The sequence below is a fragment of the Paraburkholderia tropica genome (genome assembly GCF_900109265.1).
GTDB classification, from domain to species: Bacteria; Pseudomonadota; Gammaproteobacteria; order Burkholderiales; family Burkholderiaceae; genus Paraburkholderia; species Paraburkholderia tropica.
The window spans coordinates 1-19,403 of record NZ_FNZM01000044.1 but is presented as its reverse complement, the minus strand read 5'-3'; the positions used below and the strand labels follow the sequence as shown (position 1 = coordinate 19,403).

Genomic DNA, 19,403 nt, shown 5'->3' with positions numbered 1-19,403 from the left:
GACAACGTGTCGATCACGGTGAAGCTGATCGCTCCGATCGCGATGGAAGAAGGTCTGCGCTTCGCAATCCGCGAAGGTGGCCGTACCGTCGGCGCTGGCGTCGTCGCAAAGATCATCGAGTAAGTTTTTGCCAGTCTCGGTGATCGACTAAGTGGTTTCGGGGTGGTGGTTACCATCACCCCAAATGGTTTAGGGGTATAGCTCAACTGGCAGAGCGTCGGTCTCCAAAACCGAAGGTTGGGGGTTCGATTCCCTCTGCCCCTGCCAACTTTACGCGCTACGGCGCGTTGTTCTTTAAGGTGTTATGGCGAATCCTTCCGTCGAAACTGTAAATACTTCCAGCGACAAGCTGATGCTTGCAGCAGGTGTATTGTTGGTTGTGGCCGGGTTCGTAGGGTTCTACTGGCTCGGTAGCCAGGAGTGGTATGTCCGCGGTGCAGCGCTTGCAGTTGGCGTGATCGCGGGGGTGGTAGTCGGTCTTCTCTCGGCGCCCGGCAAGAGCTTCATCGCGTTTGCCAAAGACTCGTACAAAGAAGTTCGCAAGGTCGTCTGGCCGACTCGTAAAGAGGCCACGCAAACGACGTTGGTGGTCTTCGGTTTTGTGCTGGTAATGGCCATCTTTCTGTGGGTTTGCGACAAATCCATCGAATGGGTGATTTTCTCGGCGATTCTGGGTTGGAAATGATATGAGCGATACACCGGCATCCCCGAGCGGAAAACGTTGGTATGTGGTGCACGCCTACTCCGGCATGGAGAAGAGCGTGCAACGTGCGCTTCAAGAGCGCATCGATCGTGCCGGCATGCAAGACAAGTTTGGCCAGATCCTCGTCCCGACTGAAGAAGTCGTCGAGGTGAAGGGTGGTCACAAATCAGTGACCGAACGTCGTTTCTTCCCGGGCTACGTCCTGGTCGAAATGGAAATGACGGACGAAACGTGGCACCTCGTGAAGAACACGGCAAAGGTGACGGGTTTTGTCGGCGGGGCGCGTAATCGCCCGAGTCCGATTTCGCCGCGCGAAGTCGAAAAGATCATGTCGCAGATGCAGGAAGGCGTTGAGAAGCCGCGCCCCAAGACCCTGTTCGAAGTCGGCGAGATGGTCCGCGTGAAGGAAGGTCCGTTCACGGACTTCAACGGCAGCGTCGAAGAAGTCAACTACGAAAAATCGCGCGTCCGGGTCTCCGTCACCATTTTTGGCCGCGCCACACCAGTCGAACTCGAATTCGGCCAGGTCGAAAAGCTGTAAATCGAATACGACGGATCGCATCTTTGGTGCGGTCCGTTTTTCCGCGCTTACGGTCCGCGTCATGGCCGTAGAGGAGCGCCAGTAGTCCAGTCGGCTGTAGAAGATGTTTGGTACAGCGAAGATTGGGTGACAGCGCGCTACCACTCACCCGAACGCTCACGCGTTCCAAAGAGGTTTTCAACATGGCAAAGAAAATCATCGGCTTTATCAAGCTGCAGATTCCTGCAGGTAAAGCCAACCCGTCGCCGCCGGTCGGTCCGGCACTGGGCCAGCGCGGCCTGAACATCATGGAGTTCTGCAAGGCGTTCAACGCGCAGACTCAAGCTCTGGAACCGGGTCTGCCGATTCCGGTCGTGATCACCGCGTTCGCGGACAAGAGCTTTACGTTCGTCCTGAAGACGCCGCCGGCTACGGTTCTGATCAAGAAGGCAGCGAAGGTCGACAAGGGTTCGGCCAAGCCGCACACCGACAAGGTCGCTACGATCACGCGCGCACAAGCCGAAGAAATCGCCAAGACCAAGATGCCGGACCTCACGGCAGCCGATATGGATGCAGCGGTCCGCACGATCGCTGGTAGCGCCCGCTCGATGGGCATCGTCGTGGAGGGCGTGTAAATGGCTAAGATTTCGAAGCGTCAAAAGGCTCTGGCCGCCAAGATCGATCGCCAGAAGCAATACGCAATCGTCGACGCACTGTCGCTCGTGAAGGAATGCGCAACGGCGAAGTTCGACGAGTCGATCGACGTCGCAGTCCAGCTCGGCATCGATGCGAAGAAGTCGGACCAGGTCGTTCGTGGTTCGGTCGTTCTGCCCGCAGGTACCGGCAAGTCGGTTCGCGTTGCTGTGTTCGCGCAAGGTGAGAAGGCTGAGCAGGCTAAGGCAGCTGGCGCGGAAATCGTCGGCATGGAAGACCTCGCCGAGCAGATCAAGGGCGGCAACCTGAACTTCGACATCGTGATCGCTTCGCCGGACACGATGCGTATCGTCGGTACGCTGGGTCAGATCCTCGGCCCGCGCGGCCTGATGCCGAACCCGAAGGTCGGTACGGTTACGCCGGACGTCGCCACCGCGGTCAAGAACGCGAAGGCTGGTCAGGTGCAATTCCGTGTCGACAAGGCCGGTATCATCCACGCGACCATCGGCCGTGCTTCGTTCGAGCCGACCGCGCTGCGCAGCAACCTCGACGCGCTCCTCGAAGCGCTGACGAAGGCCAAGCCGGCAACGAGCAAGGGCGTGTACCTGCGCAAGATCGCTGTTTCGAGCACGATGGGTGTTGGCGTTCGCGTCGACCAGTCGTCGCTGGCAGCCTGATTGCCGCGGTAAGCGTCGCAACAAGTTTTGCCGCGCTGAAGTCTGGAACGTAGCTTGCTACCCAGATCGCAGTGCGGATTTAAAGGGCTTTGGGCGGTTGTGCGGCGGCAGTCTGCGCGGCACAACCGGTTGTCAAAGACCGTTGGCGGAAGTGCAGTCGTTGGGTGCTTCCTTAATGCAAAGCCAACGCAGATGGCGAACCCGAAAAAGTTTTGAAGTGCTGATGTGAGCTGAACCAGGTGGAAACGCCTGAAGATGCAAACTGATTTACTCCGGACTGGTCGGTCGCCGTTGTTGAACGCGGCATCTGGCGCAATCGCGTTGGGTGTCGAATCTGGAGGTTAACCGTGCCACTGAACAAAGAAGGTAAGCAGGCCGTCGTGGCTGAAGTCTCCGCGCAAGTCGCGAAGGCTCAGACCATGGTGCTGGCCGAGTATCGTGGAATCGCGGTTGGCGATCTGACCAAGCTGCGCGCGAAAGCGCGTGAGCAGCAGGTGTACCTGCGCGTGTTGAAGAACACGCTGGCGCGTCGCGCTGTCGAAGGTACCCCGTTTGCTCCGCTGGCAGAGCAGATGACTGGCCCCCTGATCTACGGCATCTCGGAAGATGCCATTGCTGCAGCGAAGGTCGTGAACGACTTCGCAAAGAGCAATGACAAGTTGGTCATCAAGGCTGGTTCCTACGAAGGCAAGGTGATGGACGTGGCAGGCGTGCAAGCGCTGGCCAACATCCCGAGCCGCGAAGAACTGCTCTCGAAGCTGCTGTTCGTTATGCAAGCTCCTGTCTCCGGCTTCGCGCGTGCACTCGCCGCGCTGGCAGAGAAGAAGCAAGCAGAAGCTGCTTAAGTTCAAGCAGCAGACGAACAAGCAAGAGCGAGCGAAGATCGCTAGCTGTTTCCGAATTCAAATCTGGAGTAATTTCAAATGGCAATCGCAAAAGAAGACATCCTCGAAGCCGTTGGCTCGATGTCGGTTCTCGAACTGAACGAACTGGTCAAGGCATTCGAAGAGAAGTTTGGCGTGTCGGCAGCTGCTGTGGCAGTCGCTGGCCCGGCAGGCGGCGGCGCAGCTGCTGCTGCTGAAGAGCAGACCGAATTCACGGTCAACCTGCTCGAAGCAGGCGCGAACAAGGTTTCGGTCATTAAGGCCGTTCGTGAACTGACGGGTCTCGGCCTGAAGGAAGCGAAGGACCTGGTCGACGGTGCACCGAAGCCCGTGAAGGAAGCGGTGCCCAAGGCTGCTGCTGAAGAAGCGAAGAAGAAGCTGGAAGAAGCCGGCGCGAAGGCTGAAATCAAGTAAGTTTCAGCGCGCTGTGCGAAGGCTGGCGGTTTTTACACCGCCGGCCTTTTTGTGCTTTGTGGGGACTGCGTTTTTGTGTTCGATTTTCAGGAGTCGGAGGCAGGATGCGGGACCCAGAAGCCAAAGAAAAACGTCTTGTTCAGGGTGAGTGCCAGAACGGCATGAAGGACATCCAGACGCACGACGCTTCTCTTTGTCTTCTGAAGCGACTGCAGAAGGCAAGTTTGGTCGGGCAGCGGGTAAGTTATGACAAGCCCAAATCCGCTGCCGTCAGCCAGCGGTTGGTAGAGGCCAACCACCAAGCTTCCAAGGCTCGCGAAGCCATCGGGTCTCAGTCGGTGAACACTCGGGTCGTCCTACCCGCCGTGATTCGGAGATCGTATGCAATATTCCTTCACCGAGAAGAAGCGTATTCGCAAGAGTTTCGCGAAACGCCCCATCGTTCACCAAGTTCCTTTCCTGCTGGCTACCCAGCTTGAATCATTCAGCACGTTCCTGCAAGCAGAAACGGCGAGCGCACAGCGCAAGTCGGAAGGTCTGCAAGCAGCGTTTTCGTCTGTTTTTCCTATTGTTTCCCATAACGGCTTTGCTCGTCTAGAGTTCGTCAGCTACATGCTGTCGCCGCCGGCATTCAACATCAAGGAATGCCAGCAGCGCGGTCTGACGTACTGCTCGGCGCTGCGCGCCAAGGTACGTCTCGTTCTGCTCGACAAGGAATCGCCGAGCAAGCCGGTCGTCAAGGAAGTGAAGGAGCAGGAAGTGTACATGGGCGAAATTCCGCTCATGACGCCGACCGGTTCGTTCGTCATCAACGGCACCGAGCGTGTGATCGTCTCGCAGCTGCACCGTTCGCCTGGCGTGTTCTTCGAACACGACAAGGGCAAGACGCACAGCTCGGGCAAACTGCTGTTCTCCGCTCGTATCATTCCTTACCGTGGTTCGTGGCTCGATTTCGAGTTCGACCCGAAGGACGTGCTGTACTTCCGTGTCGACCGCCGCCGCAAGATGCCGGTCACGATCCTGCTGAAGGCCATCGGCCTCACGCCGGAACAGATCCTCGCGAACTTCTTCGTGTTCGACAACTTCACGCTGATGCCGGAAGGCGCGCAGATGGAGTTCGTGCCGGAGCGTCTGCGTGGTGAAGTCGCGCGCTTCGACATTTCGGATCGCGAAGGCAAGGTCATCGTCCAGAAGGACAAGCGCATCAACGCGAAGCACATTCGCGACCTCGAAAGCGCCAAGACCACCTACATTTCGGTCCCCGAAGACTATCTGCTCGGCCGCGTTCTGGCGAAGAACGTCGTCGACGGCGACACGGGCGAAGTGATCGCGAACGCGAACGACGAAATCACCGAAGGTGTGCTCGACAAGCTGCGCGAAGCGAAGATCAAGGACATCCAGACGCTCTACACGAACGATCTGGATCAGGGTCCGTACATCTCGTCGACGCTGCGTATCGACGAAACCGCCGACAAGACGGCCGCGCGTATCGCGATCTACCGCATGATGCGTCCGGGCGAGCCGCCGACCGAAGAAGCGGTCGAGGCCCTGTTCAACCGCCTGTTCTACAGCGAAGAAGCGTACGACCTCTCGAAGGTGGGTCGTATGAAGTTCAACCGCCGCGTGGGCCGTGACGAAATCGTCGGCCCGATGACGCTGCAGGACGACGACATCCTCGCGACGATCAAGATCCTCGTCGAGCTGCGCAACGGCAAGGGCGAAGTGGACGACATCGACCACTTGGGCAACCGTCGCGTGCGTTGCGTCGGCGAACTGGCGGAAAACCAGTTCCGCGCCGGTCTCGTGCGTGTCGAACGTGCAGTCAAGGAACGCCTCGGCCAGGCCGAAAGCGAAAACCTGATGCCGCACGACCTGATCAACTCGAAGCCGATTTCGTCGGCGATTCGCGAGTTCTTCGGTTCGTCGCAGCTGTCGCAGTTCATGGACCAGACCAACCCGCTGTCGGAAATCACCCACAAGCGCCGCGTGTCGGCACTTGGCCCGGGCGGTCTGACGCGCGAGCGCGCTGGCTTTGAAGTCCGCGACGTGCACCCGACCCACTACGGCCGCGTGTGTCCGATTGAGACGCCGGAAGGTCCGAACATTGGTCTGATCAACTCGCTCGCTCTGTACGCGCACCTGAACGAATACGGCTTCCTCGAAACGCCGTATCGCAAGGTCGTGGACAGCAAGGTGACCGACCAGATCGACTACCTGTCGGCAATCGAAGAAGGCCGTTACGTGATCGCTCAGGCGAACGCGGCAGTGGCCGACGACGGCACGCTGACCGACGAACTCGTCTCGTCGCGTGAAGCGGGCGAAACGCTGATGGTCACGCCGGACCGCATCCAGTACATGGACGTGGCGCCGTCGCAGATCGTCTCGGTGGCTGCTTCGCTGATTCCGTTCCTCGAGCACGACGACGCGAACCGCGCACTGATGGGTTCGAACATGCAGCGTCAGGCCGTGCCTTGCCTGCGTCCGGAAAAGCCGGTCGTCGGTACGGGTATCGAGCGTACGGTTGCGGTCGACTCGGGTACGACGGTTCAGGCGCTGCGTGGCGGCGTGGTGGATTACGTCGACGCGGGCCGTATCGTGATTCGCGTGAACGACGATGAAGCCGTCGCCGGTGAAGTCGGCGTGGACATTTACAACCTGATCAAGTACACGCGTTCGAACCAGAACACGAACATCAACCAGCGTCCGATCGTGAAGATGGGCGACTGGGTGTCGCGTGGCGACGTGCTGGCTGACGGCGCGTCGACCGATCTGGGCGAGCTCGCGCTCGGTCAGAACATGCTGATCGCGTTCATGCCGTGGAACGGCTACAACTTCGAAGACTCGATTCTGATCTCGGAGAAGGTGGTTGCGGACGACCGTTACACGTCGATCCACATCGAAGAACTGAATGTCGTTGCACGCGACACGAAGCTCGGACCGGAAGAAATCACGCGCGACATTTCGAACCTCGCGGAAGTGCAGCTTGGCCGTCTCGACGAGTCGGGCATCGTGTACATCGGCGCGGAAGTCGAAGCGGGCGACGTGCTCGTGGGCAAGGTCACGCCGAAGGGCGAAACCCAGCTCACGCCGGAAGAAAAGCTGCTGCGCGCGATCTTCGGCGAGAAGGCTTCGGACGTGAAGGACACGTCGCTGCGCGTGCCGTCGGGCATGAGCGGCACGGTCATCGACGTGCAGGTGTTCACGCGCGAAGGCATCACGCGCGACAAGCGCGCGCAACAGATCATCGACGATGAACTGAAGCGTTATCGCCTCGACCTGAACGACCAGCTGCGTATCGTGGAAGGCGACGCGTTCCAGCGTCTCGCGCGCATGCTCGAGGGCAAGGTCGCGAACGGCGGTCCGAAGAAGCTCGCGAAGGGTACGAAGATCGATCAGGCTTACCTGAGCGACCTCGACCACTACCACTGGTTCGACATCCGCCTCGCGGACGAAGAAGCAGCGGCGCAGCTCGAAGCGATCAAGAACTCGATCGAAGAAAAGCGTCACCAGTTCGATCTGGCGTTCGAAGAGAAGCGCAAGAAGCTCACGCAAGGCGACGAACTGCCGCCGGGCGTGCTGAAGATGGTCAAGGTGTACCTCGCCGTCAAGCGTCGTCTGCAGCCTGGCGACAAGATGGCAGGCCGCCACGGTAACAAGGGTGTCGTGTCGAAGATCGTGCCGATCGAAGACATGCCGTACATGGCCGATGGCCGTCCGGCCGACGTCGTGCTGAACCCGCTGGGCGTTCCGTCGCGGATGAACGTGGGTCAGGTTCTCGAAGTGCACCTCGGTTGGGCCGCGAAGGGTCTGGGCTGGCGTATTGGCGAAATGCTTGCGCGTCAGACCAAGATTGCAGAGCTGCGTGAGTTCCTCACGAAGATCTACAACGAATCGGGCCACAAGGAAGACCTCGACAGCTTCAGCGACGACGAAATCTTCGAACTCGCGAAGAACCTGCGCGAAGGCGTGCCGTTCGCAACGCCGGTGTTCGACGGTGCGACCGAAGAGGAAATGGGCAAGATGCTCGATCTGGCTTACCCGGACGACATCGCCGCGAACCTCGGCATGACGCCGTCGAAGAACCAGGTGCGTCTGTACGACGGCCGCACGGGCGAGATGTTCGAGCGCACCGTGACCGTGGGTTACATGCACTACCTGAAGCTGCACCACCTTGTCGACGACAAGATGCACGCGCGTTCGACGGGTCCGTACTCGCTCGTCACGCAGCAGCCGCTGGGTGGTAAGGCGCAGTTCGGTGGCCAGCGCTTCGGTGAAATGGAAGTGTGGGCGCTCGAAGCGTATGGCGCTTCGTACGTGCTGCAAGAAATGTTGACGGTGAAGTCGGACGACGTGAACGGCCGGACGAAGGTGTACGAAAACCTCGTCAAGGGCGACCACGTGATCGATGCAGGCATGCCGGAATCCTTCAATGTGCTGGTGAAGGAAATCCGTTCGCTCGGTATCGACATCGACCTCGACCGCAACTAATCGGACTACGGAGAGAAGGCAATGAAAGCTCTGCTCGATCTATTCAAGCAAGTCCAACAAGAAGAAGTTTTTGACGCGATCAAGATCGGTCTGGCCTCGCCGGACAAGATCCGCTCGTGGTCGTTCGGTGAAGTGAAGAAGCCGGAGACCATCAATTACCGTACGTTCAAGCCGGAACGCGATGGTCTGTTCTGCGCGAAGATCTTCGGGCCGATCAAGGACTACGAGTGCCTGTGCGGCAAGTACAAGCGCCTGAAGCACCGTGGCGTGATCTGCGAGAAGTGCGGCGTTGAAGTCACGCTGGCGAAGGTGCGTCGCGAACGCATGGGCCATATCGAACTGGCCTCGCCGGTCGCGCACATCTGGTTCCTGAAGTCGCTGCCGTCGCGTCTGGGCATGGTGCTCGACATGACGCTGCGCGACATCGAACGCGTGCTGTACTTCGAAGCCTATGTGGTGATCGAACCGGGCATGACGCCGCTGAAGGCGCGTCAGATCATGACCGAAGAGGATTACTACAATAAGGTCGAAGAGTACGGTGACGAATTCCGCGCCGAGATGGGTGCGGAAGGCGTGCGCGAACTGCTGCGTGCGATCAACATCGACGAACAGGTCGAAACGCTGCGCACCGAGCTGAAGAACACCGGCTCGGAAGCGAAGATCAAGAAGTACGCGAAGCGCCTGAAGGTGCTCGAGGCCTTCCAGCGTTCGGGCATCAAGCCCGAATGGATGGTGCTCGAAGTGCTGCCGGTGCTGCCGCCCGAACTGCGTCCGCTGGTGCCGCTGGACGGTGGCCGCTTCGCCACTTCGGACCTGAACGACCTGTATCGCCGCGTCATCAACCGTAACAACCGTCTGAAGCGTCTGCTCGAGCTGAAGGCGCCGGAGATCATCGTCCGCAACGAAAAGCGGATGCTCCAGGAAGCGGTTGACTCGCTGCTCGATAACGGCCGTCGCGGCAAGGCGATGACGGGCGCGAACAAGCGTCCGCTGAAGTCGCTCGCCGACATGATCAAGGGTAAGGGCGGTCGCTTCCGTCAGAACCTGCTGGGTAAGCGCGTCGACTACTCGGGCCGTTCGGTCATCGTGGTGGGTCCGACGCTCAAGCTTCACCAGTGCGGTCTGCCGAAGCTGATGGCGCTCGAACTGTTCAAGCCGTTCATCTTCAACAAGCTGGAAACGATGGGCGTCGCGACGACCATCAAGGCTGCGAAGAAGGAAGTCGAGAACCAGACGCCGGTGGTGTGGGACATCCTCGAAGAGGTGATCCGCGAACATCCGGTCATGCTGAACCGTGCACCGACGCTTCACCGTCTTGGCATTCAGGCTTTCGAGCCGGTGCTGATCGAAGGTAAGGCAATCCAGCTGCACCCGCTCGTTTGCGCGGCGTTCAACGCCGACTTCGACGGTGACCAGATGGCTGTTCACGTGCCGCTGTCGCTCGAAGCGCAGATGGAAGCGCGCACGCTGATGCTGGCGTCGAACAACGTCCTGTTCCCGGCCAACGGCGATCCGTCGATCGTGCCGTCGCAGGATATCGTGCTGGGCCTGTACTACGCCACGCGTGAAGCGATCAACGGCAAGGGCGAAGGCATGACGTTCACGGGCGTGTCGGAAGTCCTCCGCGCGTACGAGAACAAGGAAGTCGAGCTGGCGTCGCGCGTGAACGTGCGTATTACCGAAATGGTCCACAACGAGGACAAGTCGGAAGGCGCACCGGCATTCGTGCCGAAGATCTCGCTGTACGCGACGACGGTTGGCCGTTCGATCCTGTCGGAAATCCTGCCGCCGGGTCTGCCGTTCTCGGTGCTGAACAAGCCGCTGAAGAAGAAGGAAATCTCGCGTCTGATCAACACCGCGTTCCGCAAGTGCGGTCTGCGTGAAACGGTGATCTTCGCCGACCAGCTGATGCAGTCGGGTTTCCGCCTGGCAACGCGCGCCGGTATTTCGATCTGCGTGGACGACATGCTCGTGCCGCCGCAGAAGGAAACCATCGTCGGCGAAGCCGCGAAGAAGGTGAAGGAATACGACCGTCAGTACATGTCGGGTCTCGTCACCGCGCAGGAACGCTACAACAACGTGGTCGACATCTGGTCGAACACGTCGGAAGCGGTCGGCAAGGCGATGATGGAGCAGCTCGCGACGGAACCGGTGGTCGACCGTGACGGCAAGGAAACGCGTCAGGAATCGTTCAACTCGATCTACATGATGGCCGACTCGGGCGCGCGGGGTTCCGCAACCCAGATTCGCCAGCTGGCGGGTATGCGCGGCCTGATGGCGAAGCCGGACGGCTCGATTATCGAAACGCCGATTACCGCGAACTTCCGCGAAGGTCTGAACGTGTTGCAGTACTTCATCTCGACCCACGGTGCACGTAAGGGTCTGGCTGATACGGCACTGAAGACCGCGAACTCGGGTTACCTGACGCGTCGTCTCGTCGACGTGACGCAGGATCTCGTGGTCGTCGAGGAAGATTGCGGCACGTCGAACGGCGTGGCGATGAAGGCACTCGTGGAAGGCGGTGAAGTCGTCGAAGCGCTGCGCGACCGTATTCTCGGCCGCGTTGCGGTGGCGGACGTCGTCAATCCTGAAACCCAGGAAACGATCTACGCTTCGGGCGACCTGCTCGACGAAGACGCAGTCGAAACGATCGAAAGCCTCGGCATCGACGAAGTGCGCGTGCGCACGCCGCTGACCTGCGAAACGCGTTACGGTCTGTGCGCTTCGTGCTACGGCCGCGACCTGGGTCGTGGCTCGCGCGTGAACGTCGGCGAAGCCGTCGGCGTGATCGCAGCACAGTCGATCGGCGAACCGGGCACGCAGCTCACGATGCGTACGTTCCACATCGGTGGTGCGGCATCGCGTGCAGCAGTGGCCTCGTCGGTTGAAGCCAAGTCGAACGGTACGGTCCGCTTCACGGCGACGATGCGTTACGTCACGAACGCGAAGGGCGAGCAGATCGTCATTTCGCGCTCGGGCGAAGCCATCATCGCCGACGATCACGGCCGCGAGCGCGAGCGTCACAAGGTGCCGTACGGCGCGACGCTGCTGCAACTCGACGGCGACGCGATCAAGGCCGGCACGCAGCTCGCCACGTGGGATCCGCTGACGCGCCCGATCATCACCGAGTACGGTGGTACGGTGAAGTTCGAAAACGTCGAAGAAGGCGTGACGGTTGCCAAGCAGATCGACGATGTGACGGGTCTGTCGACCCTCGTCGTGATCGACGTGAAGCGCCGCGGTTCGCAGGCTTCGAAGAGCGTGCGTCCGCAGGTCAAGCTGCTCGACGCGAACGGCGACGAAGTCAAGATCCCGAACACCGAGCATTCGGTGCAGATCGGCTTCCAGGTCGGCGCTCTGATCACGGTGAAGGACGGTCAGCAAGTGCAGGTCGGTGAAGTGCTCGCACGTATCCCGACTGAAGCGCAGAAGACGCGTGACATTACCGGTGGTCTGCCGCGTGTGGCGGAACTGTTCGAAGCACGTTCGCCGAAGGACGCAGGTATCCTGGCGGAAGTCACGGGTACGACGTCGTTCGGTAAGGACACGAAGGGCAAGCAGCGTCTCGTTATCACGGACCTCGAAGGCAATCAGCACGAGTTCCTGATCGCGAAGGAAAAGCAGGTTCTGGTTCACGATGCACAGGTCGTCAACAAGGGCGAAATGATCGTGGACGGCCCGGCCGATCCGCACGACATCCTGCGTCTGCAGGGTATCGAAGCGCTGTCGCGTTACATCGTGGACGAAGTGCAGGACGTGTACCGTCTGCAGGGCGTGAAGATCAACGACAAGCACATCGAAGTGATCGTGCGTCAGATGCTCCGTCGTGTTCAGATCACCGACAACGGCGATACGCGTTTCATCCCTGGCGAACAAGTCGAGCGTTCGGACATGCTCGACGAGAACGACAAGATGATCGCGGAAGACAAGCGTCCGGCGACGTACGAGAACGTGCTGCTCGGTATCACGAAGGCATCGCTCTCGACCGACTCGTTCATCTCGGCGGCATCGTTCCAGGAAACGACCCGCGTGCTGACCGAAGCGGCGATCATGGGCAAGCGCGACGATCTGCGTGGCCTGAAGGAAAACGTGATCGTCGGCCGTCTGATTCCGGCCGGTACGGGTCTCGCGTTCCACAAGGCGCGCCGTGCGAAGGAATCGTCGGATCGCGAGCGTTTCGACCAGATCGCAGCGGAAGAAGCGTTCGACTTCGGCGCACCGGAAACCCCGGCTGCCGAAGTGCCGGAACAGCCGCATACGACGGACGAGTAAGCAGAAGGGCGGCGCAAGCCGCCTGATGCTCCGCTCGTGCGCCATGCGCACCCCAAAAAGCCGTCTGGTTCACGCCAGACGGCTTTTTTTATGGGTTTTTCTCGGGCTGGCGGGCGAAGCGGTTCGTAGTGCCTGGTATTGCATGCGCGGGTTGCGCGCACGGCTTGCGCGCGACGCGGCGAGGCATTGCCGGGCCGCCGCATGTGCGACCCCGCGCCGCACCGTTGGCGCGGTCGCTGCGCGTGTCTGCGGCGCGTGCTAACGTAGCGCGCCAAGTCTGTCGGCGTACGAACTTTCGCGGCGCGCCGGCAGCAATTTTCTGAATCTGGAGGCGGTAATCATGTGGGTCGTTGGTGTCGGTCTCATCCTGAATCTGGTGGCGTGCATCGCCGACTTTTCGCATCTGCTGCATCACGTCGGAAACCAGGAGGCCGCCATGTTCTTCGCGACTTTCCTCGTGATGTGGGCATTCCTGATCATCGGTTACATCATGCAGCTGGCGCGCAAGGTGAAAATGGGCGCGGTGCTGCTCGTGCTCGGCTCGCTGCTGCTCGTGGTCGGCAGTTTCGTGCAACTGCCCTTTGGCGCGCTCGTGATGCTGTCGGTGGTCGCGGCCATCGTGACGATCGTCGGCGCGCTGCGCGTCGCGCAGAAGCGCGCCTGAGTCCGCGCGCTTCGCTTGCCGCGGGCGCGGGTTCTCCGCGCTCGCCGCGTCGCTGATTCATTGATTCGCTGGTTCGCTGATTCGCAGACAGCGTGCGCACCGCGCGCACGCGCGTTTCAGTCGCGTATTTGTCGTCTATTGCTCGCGTTGTCTTCGCGCGGTTCTGCGCAGTTCTTCCCCGTTTTCCCTCCGCTTTTTGCCGCTGGATTCGTGACGGATTCCTGGCCTGATGGCCAATCTTCACGGTTGCGGCGGTCAAGGCGCGTCCGGGTTGGTAAAATCCGGTCCACCGCCTCCGCTTCACGCCTCCTCCTTACGTCGCCGCCTTCATGTCCCGTTCGCTCGAAATTCTCAACGAAGTCTTCGGTTATCCCGTCTTTAGAGGGCAACAAGCCGAGATCGTCGAGCATGTCGCGGGCGGCGGCGATTCGCTGGTGCTCATGCCCACGGGCGGCGGCAAGTCGCTCTGCTATCAGATTCCGGCGCTGGTGCGCCACGAGGCCGGGCTCGGCGCCGGCATCGTGGTCTCGCCGCTGATCGCGCTGATGCAGGACCAGGTGGCCGCGCTGACCGAAGTCGGCGTGCGCGCGGCGTATCTGAATTCGACGCTCACCGGCGCCGAGGCGGCCGCCACCGAGCGCGCGCTGCGCGAAGGCGACCTCGATCTGCTCTACGTGGCGCCCGAGCGTCTGATGACGTCGCGCTTTCTCGAACTGCTCGAGCGCACGCGCATCGGCCTGTTCGCGATCGACGAGGCGCACTGCGTGTCGCAATGGGGGCACGATTTCCGCCCCGAGTACATCCAGCTTTCGGTCCTGCACGAGCGCTTCCCGAACGTGCCGCGCATCGCGCTCACGGCCACCGCCGACGCGATCACGCGCGACGAGATCATGCACCGCCTCGCGCTCGACGACGCGCGCGTGTTCGTGTCGAGCTTCGACCGGCCGAACATCCGCTACCGCATCGTCGAAAAGGACAACGCGCGCACGCAACTGCTCGATTTCATCCGCGCGGAGCACACGCGCGCCGACGGTACGACCGACGCGGGCGTGGTCTATTGCCTGTCGCGCCGCAAGGTCGAGGAAACCGCGGAGTGGCTGAAGGGGCAGGGCGTGCGCGCGCTGCCGTATCACGCCGGCATGGAATTCGAGGTGCGCCAGAAGCATCAGGAGCTGTTCCAGCGCGAAGAGGGTGTGGTGATGTGCGCGACCATCGCGTTCGGCATGGGTATCGACAAGCCGGACGTGCGCTTCGTCGCGCATCTGGACTTGCCCAAGAGCGTGGAAGGCTATTACCAGGAAACCGGCCGCGCGGGCCGCGACGGGCTGGCGGCCAATGCCTGGATGGCTTATGGCCTTGGCGACGTCGTGCAGCAGCGCAAGATGATCGACGAGTCCGACGCCGACGAGCAGCACAAGCGCGTGCAGACGGGCAAGCTCGACGCGCTGCTCGGCCTGTGCGAAACGGCCACCTGTCGCCGCGTGCGTCTGCTTGCGTACTTCGGTGAGGAGAGCAAGCCCTGCGGCAACTGTGACACCTGCATCGAGCCGCCCGCCACCTGGGACGCCACGCGCGAGGCGCAAATGGCGCTTTCGTGTGTGTTCCGCGCCCAGCGCGCGAGCGGCTTCAATTTCGGCGCGGGTCACCTGATCGACATTCTGCGCGGCAACCGCAACGAGAAGATCATGCAGCGCGGCCACGAGAAGATCTCGACCTTCGGCATTGGCGCGGCGCTGTCCGAGGCCGAGTGGCGCGGCATCTTCCGTCAGCTGGTGGCGTTCGGCTATCTGACCGTCGATCACGAGGGCTTCGGCGCGCTCGTGCTGACGGAGGCGAGCAAGGCGGTGCTCAAGGGCGAGCAGCACGTCACGATGCGCCGCTATGTGAAGCCCACGCGCACACGTACGTCGTCGAGCCGCACCAGCGAGCGCGCCGATCCGACCGTGGGCATGAGCCCGCGTCAGCGCGCGCGCTGGGAGCGCTTGCGCCTGTGGCGCACCGATACGGCCAAGAGCGAGGGCGTGCCCGCCTACGTGATCTTCCACGACGCCACGCTGGCGGAAATCGCCCGCAACGGTCCCGAATCGGTCGACGATCTGCGCGATATTCCGGGCATCGGCGCGCGCAAACTCGAGCGCTTTGGCGAGGAACTCGTCGAGGTCGTCGGCGACGAGTAAGCGGCTCGCTGGCGCCGGGCTCACGACTGGTGCGAAGCCTTTGCACTGTGAGCGCACCGGTCGTATTTGCGTCCTGGTCCGTCCGAGCCGCGCCGTAATTGGCCATGCGCCTTTTCCGCTTCTTCCAGCGCTGCAATTTACCGGTGAGCACGCGTTTTATCCTCGCCGCACCGCAACACGCCACACACTTCTTCCGTGCTCCGAAATACCGCAAGCCGTTGACTTGCTTGGTGTTTTCGGAATATCATGCTGGGTTCCGGTTCTTGGGTTGTCTGCGCACGTCAGTTAGTTTGACTAATTCGGCGTGGAAGCACGGTGGAGTGCGCTCCAGGTGCATGCGTCGCAGGCGGCGGTTTTCAGGGCCGGAATTCTCGTAGGAGTTTAGATGCGTGGTTTTCCGCTTTGCCCGGAAATAAACGCATCGATTTTGTTCAATTTCAGGAATAAACAATGCCAACCATCAATCAACTGGTTCGCAAAGGCCGCACTTCGGAAGTCACGAAGAGCAAGTCGCCGGCCCTGCAGGACTGCCCTCAGCGTCGCGGCGTGTGCACGCGTGTGTACACGACGACGCCGAAGAAGCCGAACTCGGCACTTCGTAAAGTTGCCAAGGTTCGTCTGACGAACGGCTTCGAAGTCATTTCGTACATCGGTGGTGAAGGCCACAACCTGCAGGAACACTCGGTTGTGCTGATCCGCGGCGGCCGTGTGAAGGACTTGCCGGGTGTGCGTTACCACATGGTTCGCGGCTCGCTGGATACCCAGGGCGTCAAGGATCGTAAGCAGGCTCGCTCGAAGTACGGCGCGAAGCGCGCGAAGGCTGCGAAGTAAGAGTCAAGTGTCGTCTGCGCTCCAGAGCGCTGGCGATAAAAGCGACAGGTGCCGGATTGGCCGGTGCTGTCGAGTAAGTGGTCACCCGACCAGGCTGGTAAGTCGTGAGATGAATCGGGTTAGTTGGTGGCCGCGGAGCGTAGGGTTCCATCCACGCTTCAACTGAAAAGTTAAAGGAAGAAACATGCCGCGTCGTCGCGAAGTCCCCAAGCGGGAAGTGTTGCCGGATCCGAAGTTCGGCAACGTTGATGTAGCCAAGTTCATGAACGTGCTGATGCTCTCCGGCAAGAAGTCGGTTGCCGAGCGTATCGTGTACGGCGCTTTCGAACAGATCCAGACCAAGGGTGGCAAGGACCCGCTGGAAGTGTTCACTGTCGCGCTCAACAACGTGAAGCCGGTGGTGGAAGTGAAGAGCCGCCGCGTTGGTGGTGCGAACTATCAGGTTCCGGTCGAAGTGCGCCCCTCGCGTCGTATGGCATTGGCGATGCGTTGGCTGCGTGAAGCCGCGAAGAAGCGCAGCGAGAAGTCGATGGCCCTGCGTCTGGCAGGTGAACTCTCCGAAGCGGCCGAAGGCCGTGGCGGCGCGATGAAGAAGCGCGACGAAGTTCACCGGATGGCAGAAGCGAACAAGGCGTTCTCGCACTTCCGCTTCTAAGAGAAGGCCCCTACCGGGGTTTGCTCAAAGAGCGGAAAAAAATTCCGGGCGGGTGCGCTTATCTAGCGCCTCGCCCGTTTGTGTTCAGGCGCGTTGGGATCGACCCGGTCGGGATCGAATTCGGCGCGCACCTCCTTATAGAGGATCAAAGTGGCTCGCAAGACTCCTATCGAGCGCTACCGCAACATCGGTATTAGCGCTCACATCGACGCCGGCAAGACGACGACGACCGAGCGCATTCTGTTCTACACCGGCGTGAACCACAAGATTGGTGAAGTTCACGACGGCGCTGCGACCATGGACTGGATGGAGCAGGAGCAGGAGCGTGGCATCACGATTACCTCCGCTGCTACGACCGCGTTCTGGAAGGGCATGGGCGGTAACTACCCCGAGCACCGCATCAACATCATCGACACCCCGGGCCACGTCGACTTCACGATTGAAGTTGAACGCTCGATGCGCGTGCTCGACGGTGCATGCATGGTTTACTGCGCAGTGGGCGGCGTTCAGCCCCAGTCGGAAACCGTGTGGCGCCAGGCGAACAAGTACAAGGTTCCCCGTCTCGCGTTCGTCAACAAGATGGACCGTACGGGCGCGAACTTCTTCAAGGTCTACGACCAGCTGAAGACGCGTCTGAAGGCGAATCCGGTTCCGGTCGTGGTGCCGATCGGCGCAGAAGACACGTTCCAGGGCGTGGTCGACCTGATCAAGATGAAGGCGATCATTTGGGACGAAGCGTCGCAAGGCACGAAGTTCGACTACGTCGACATCCCCGCTGAACTCGTTGACTCGTGCAACGAATGGCGCGAAAAGATGATCGAGTCGGCTGCTGAAGCCAGCGAAGAGCTGATGGAAAAGTACCTCGGCGGCGAAGAGCTGACCGAAGCGGAAGTCGTCAAGGCCATCCGCGACCGTACCATCGCTTGCGAAATCCAGCCGATGCTGTGCGGCACCGCGTTCAAGAACAAGGGCGTGCAGCGTATGCTCGACGCCGTGATCGACTTCCTGCCGTCGCCGGTGGACATTCCCCCGGTCACGGGCGAACTCGAAAACGGTGAGAAGGCAGAGCGCCGTGCAGCCGACGACGAAAAGTTCTCGGCACTCGCGTTCAAGATCATGACCGACCCGTTCGTCGGCCAGCTGATCTTCTTCCGCGCGTACTCGGGCGTCGTCAACTCGGGCGACACGGTGCTGAACTCGACCAAGGGCAAGAAGGAACGCCTCGGCCGTATTCTGCAGATGCACGCGAACAACCGCGAAGAAATCAAGGAAGTTCGTGCAGGCGACATCGCCGCAGCCGTGGGCCTGAAGGAAGCAACGACGGGCGACACGCTGTGCGACCCGGCGAACCCGATCATCCTGGAACGCATGATTTTCCCGGAACCGGTGATTTCGCAGGCCGTCGAGCCGAAGACCAAGGCTGACCAGGAAAAGATGGGCCTCGCCCTGAACCGCCTGGCACAGGAAGACCCGTCGTTCCGCGTCCAGACGGACGAGGAATCGGGCCAGACCATCATTTCGGGTATGGGCGAGCTCCACCTCGAAATTCTGGTCGACCGTATGAAGCGTGAATTCAACGTGGAAGCGACCGTCGGCAAGCCGCAGGTTGCATACCGCGAAACGATCCGCGCAACGGCGAAGGACGTCGAAGGCAAGTTCGTCAAGCAGTCGGGCGGTCGCGGCCAGTTCGGTCACGCTGTCATTACGCTTGAGCCGAACGAGCAGGGTAAGGGCTACGAGTTCCTGGACGAGATCAAGGGTGGTGTGATTCCGCGTGAATTCATCCCCGCGGTCGACAAGGGTATCCAGGAAACGCTCAAGGCCGGCGTGCTGGCGGGCTTCCCGGTCGTCGACGTCAAGGTTCACCTGACGTTCGGTTCGTACCACGACGTTGACTCGAACGAAAATGCATTCCGCATGGCCGGTTCGATGGCGTTCAAGGAAGCAATGCGCAAGGCTCAGCCGGTCATCCTCGAACCGATGATGGCTGTCGAAGTCGAAACGCCGGAAGACTACATGGGCAACGTGATGGGCGACCTGTCGGGCCGTCGCGGTATCGTCCAGGGCATGGAAGACATGGTTGGCGGCGGCAAGATCGTTCGCGCCGAAGTGCCGCTGTCGGAAATGTTCGGCTATTCGACGTCGCTGCGCTCGCTGTCGCAAGGTCGCGCAACGTACACGATGGAATTCAAGCACTACGCAGAAGCACCGCGTAACGTGGCCGACGCGATCATCAGCGCGAAGGCGAAGTAAGCATCGGCATTCAGTTGACCATGCGGCGAACCGGACATGGGTCCGGTTCGCATCGCGCAGTCACCGATTCACCACTTTTTTGAAAGAAGAGAAACATGGCAAAAGGTAAATTCGAACGGACCAAGCCGCACGTGAACGTGGGCACGATCGGTCACGTTGACCACGGCAAGACCACGCTGACGGCAGCTATCACGACGGTTCTGACCAAGAA

At 60.7% G+C, this 19,403-nt stretch carries 15 protein-coding genes and 1 tRNA gene; all 16 read left to right on the top strand.

All coding sequences use genetic code 11. The annotated features are described in order from the left end of the window. On the top strand, window positions 1-123 hold a 123-nt coding region (locus tag BMY06_RS37410; RefSeq protein ID WP_074987834.1), incomplete at its 5' end, for an EF-Tu C-terminal domain-related protein. Between the two features lie 68 nt (window positions 124-191). Continuing rightward, window positions 192-267: transfer RNA gene (locus BMY06_RS37405), tRNA-Trp, on the top strand. A gap of 37 nt (window positions 268-304) precedes the next feature. Further along, window positions 305-685 (top strand): preprotein translocase subunit SecE, encoded by a 381-nt coding sequence (secE, locus tag BMY06_RS37400; RefSeq protein WP_028222169.1) that lies wholly within the window; start codon window positions 305-307, stop codon window positions 683-685. Between the two features lies 1 nt (window position 686). Continuing rightward, entirely contained in the window at window positions 687-1,244 is a 558-nt protein-coding gene (nusG, locus tag BMY06_RS37395) for a transcription termination/antitermination protein NusG (RefSeq protein WP_027821101.1), read from the top strand. Window positions 1,245-1,426: 182 nt separating this feature from the next. Then, window positions 1,427-1,858, top strand: coding sequence for a 50S ribosomal protein L11 (gene rplK, locus BMY06_RS37390; RefSeq protein WP_074987833.1), 432 nt, complete (start codon window positions 1,427-1,429; stop codon window positions 1,856-1,858). After that, window positions 1,859-2,554, top strand: a complete 696-nt coding sequence (rplA, locus tag BMY06_RS37385) for a 50S ribosomal protein L1 (RefSeq protein WP_074987832.1) — start codon at window positions 1,859-1,861, stop codon at window positions 2,552-2,554. 347 nt (window positions 2,555-2,901) lie between these two features. Next, window positions 2,902-3,399 (top strand): 50S ribosomal protein L10, encoded by a 498-nt coding sequence (gene rplJ / locus BMY06_RS37380; protein ID WP_035534644.1) that lies wholly within the window; start codon window positions 2,902-2,904, stop codon window positions 3,397-3,399. 78 nt (window positions 3,400-3,477) lie between these two features. Beyond that, window positions 3,478-3,852, top strand: coding sequence for a 50S ribosomal protein L7/L12 (rplL, locus tag BMY06_RS37375; RefSeq protein ID WP_027821097.1), 375 nt, complete (start codon window positions 3,478-3,480; stop codon window positions 3,850-3,852). 381 nt (window positions 3,853-4,233) lie between these two features. Further along, window positions 4,234-8,340 (top strand): DNA-directed RNA polymerase subunit beta, encoded by a 4,107-nt coding sequence (gene rpoB / locus BMY06_RS37365; protein ID WP_074987830.1) that lies wholly within the window; start codon window positions 4,234-4,236, stop codon window positions 8,338-8,340. Window positions 8,341-8,361: 21 nt separating this feature from the next. Further along, a complete protein-coding gene (gene rpoC, locus BMY06_RS37360; RefSeq protein ID WP_074987829.1) occupies window positions 8,362-12,612 on the top strand; it encodes a DNA-directed RNA polymerase subunit beta' in 4,251 nt (1,416 codons plus the stop codon). A 340-nt stretch (window positions 12,613-12,952) separates the two neighbouring features. Continuing rightward, a complete protein-coding gene (locus BMY06_RS37355; protein WP_074987828.1) occupies window positions 12,953-13,276 on the top strand; it encodes a hypothetical protein in 324 nt (107 codons plus the stop codon). Between the two features lie 329 nt (window positions 13,277-13,605). Next, entirely contained in the window at window positions 13,606-15,453 is a 1,848-nt protein-coding gene (recQ, locus tag BMY06_RS37350) for a DNA helicase RecQ (RefSeq protein ID WP_065062800.1), read from the top strand. Window positions 15,454-15,903: 450 nt separating this feature from the next. Further along, complete coding sequence (rpsL, locus tag BMY06_RS37345; RefSeq protein WP_027821136.1) at window positions 15,904-16,284, top strand: 30S ribosomal protein S12; 381 nt, start codon at window positions 15,904-15,906, stop codon at window positions 16,282-16,284. A 184-nt stretch (window positions 16,285-16,468) separates the two neighbouring features. Further along, window positions 16,469-16,939, top strand: coding sequence for a 30S ribosomal protein S7 (rpsG, locus tag BMY06_RS37340; RefSeq protein WP_006053291.1), 471 nt, complete (start codon window positions 16,469-16,471; stop codon window positions 16,937-16,939). A 150-nt stretch (window positions 16,940-17,089) separates the two neighbouring features. Further along, on the top strand, window positions 17,090-19,192 hold the full coding sequence (fusA, locus tag BMY06_RS37335) for an elongation factor G (protein ID WP_065062799.1): 2,103 nt from the start codon (window positions 17,090-17,092) through the stop codon (window positions 19,190-19,192). Window positions 19,193-19,287: 95 nt separating this feature from the next. After that, on the top strand, window positions 19,288-19,403 hold a 116-nt coding region (locus BMY06_RS37330), incomplete at its 3' end, for a GTP-binding protein (protein ID WP_024163107.1).

What these genes read in the sequence shown, in the direction of transcription:
- rplL (WP_027821097.1), top strand. Translation starts at nt 3,478, where the DNA reads ATGGCAATCGCAAAAGAAGACATCCTCGAAGCCGTTGGCTCGATGTCG.
- rpsG (WP_006053291.1), top strand. Translation starts at nt 16,469, where the DNA reads ATGCCGCGTCGTCGCGAAGTCCCCAAGCGGGAAGTGTTGCCGGATCCG.
- nusG (WP_027821101.1), top strand. Translation starts at nt 687, where the DNA reads ATGAGCGATACACCGGCATCCCCGAGCGGAAAACGTTGGTATGTGGTG.
- recQ (WP_065062800.1), top strand. Translation starts at nt 13,606, where the DNA reads ATGTCCCGTTCGCTCGAAATTCTCAACGAAGTCTTCGGTTATCCCGTC.
- secE (WP_028222169.1), top strand. Translation starts at nt 305, where the DNA reads ATGGCGAATCCTTCCGTCGAAACTGTAAATACTTCCAGCGACAAGCTG.
- rpsL (WP_027821136.1), top strand. Translation starts at nt 15,904, where the DNA reads ATGCCAACCATCAATCAACTGGTTCGCAAAGGCCGCACTTCGGAAGTC.
- BMY06_RS37355 (WP_074987828.1), top strand. Translation starts at nt 12,953, where the DNA reads ATGTGGGTCGTTGGTGTCGGTCTCATCCTGAATCTGGTGGCGTGCATC.
- rplK (WP_074987833.1), top strand. Translation starts at nt 1,427, where the DNA reads ATGGCAAAGAAAATCATCGGCTTTATCAAGCTGCAGATTCCTGCAGGT.
- rpoB (WP_074987830.1), top strand. Translation starts at nt 4,234, where the DNA reads ATGCAATATTCCTTCACCGAGAAGAAGCGTATTCGCAAGAGTTTCGCG.
- rpoC (WP_074987829.1), top strand. Translation starts at nt 8,362, where the DNA reads ATGAAAGCTCTGCTCGATCTATTCAAGCAAGTCCAACAAGAAGAAGTT.
- rplA (WP_074987832.1), top strand. Translation starts at nt 1,859, where the DNA reads ATGGCTAAGATTTCGAAGCGTCAAAAGGCTCTGGCCGCCAAGATCGAT.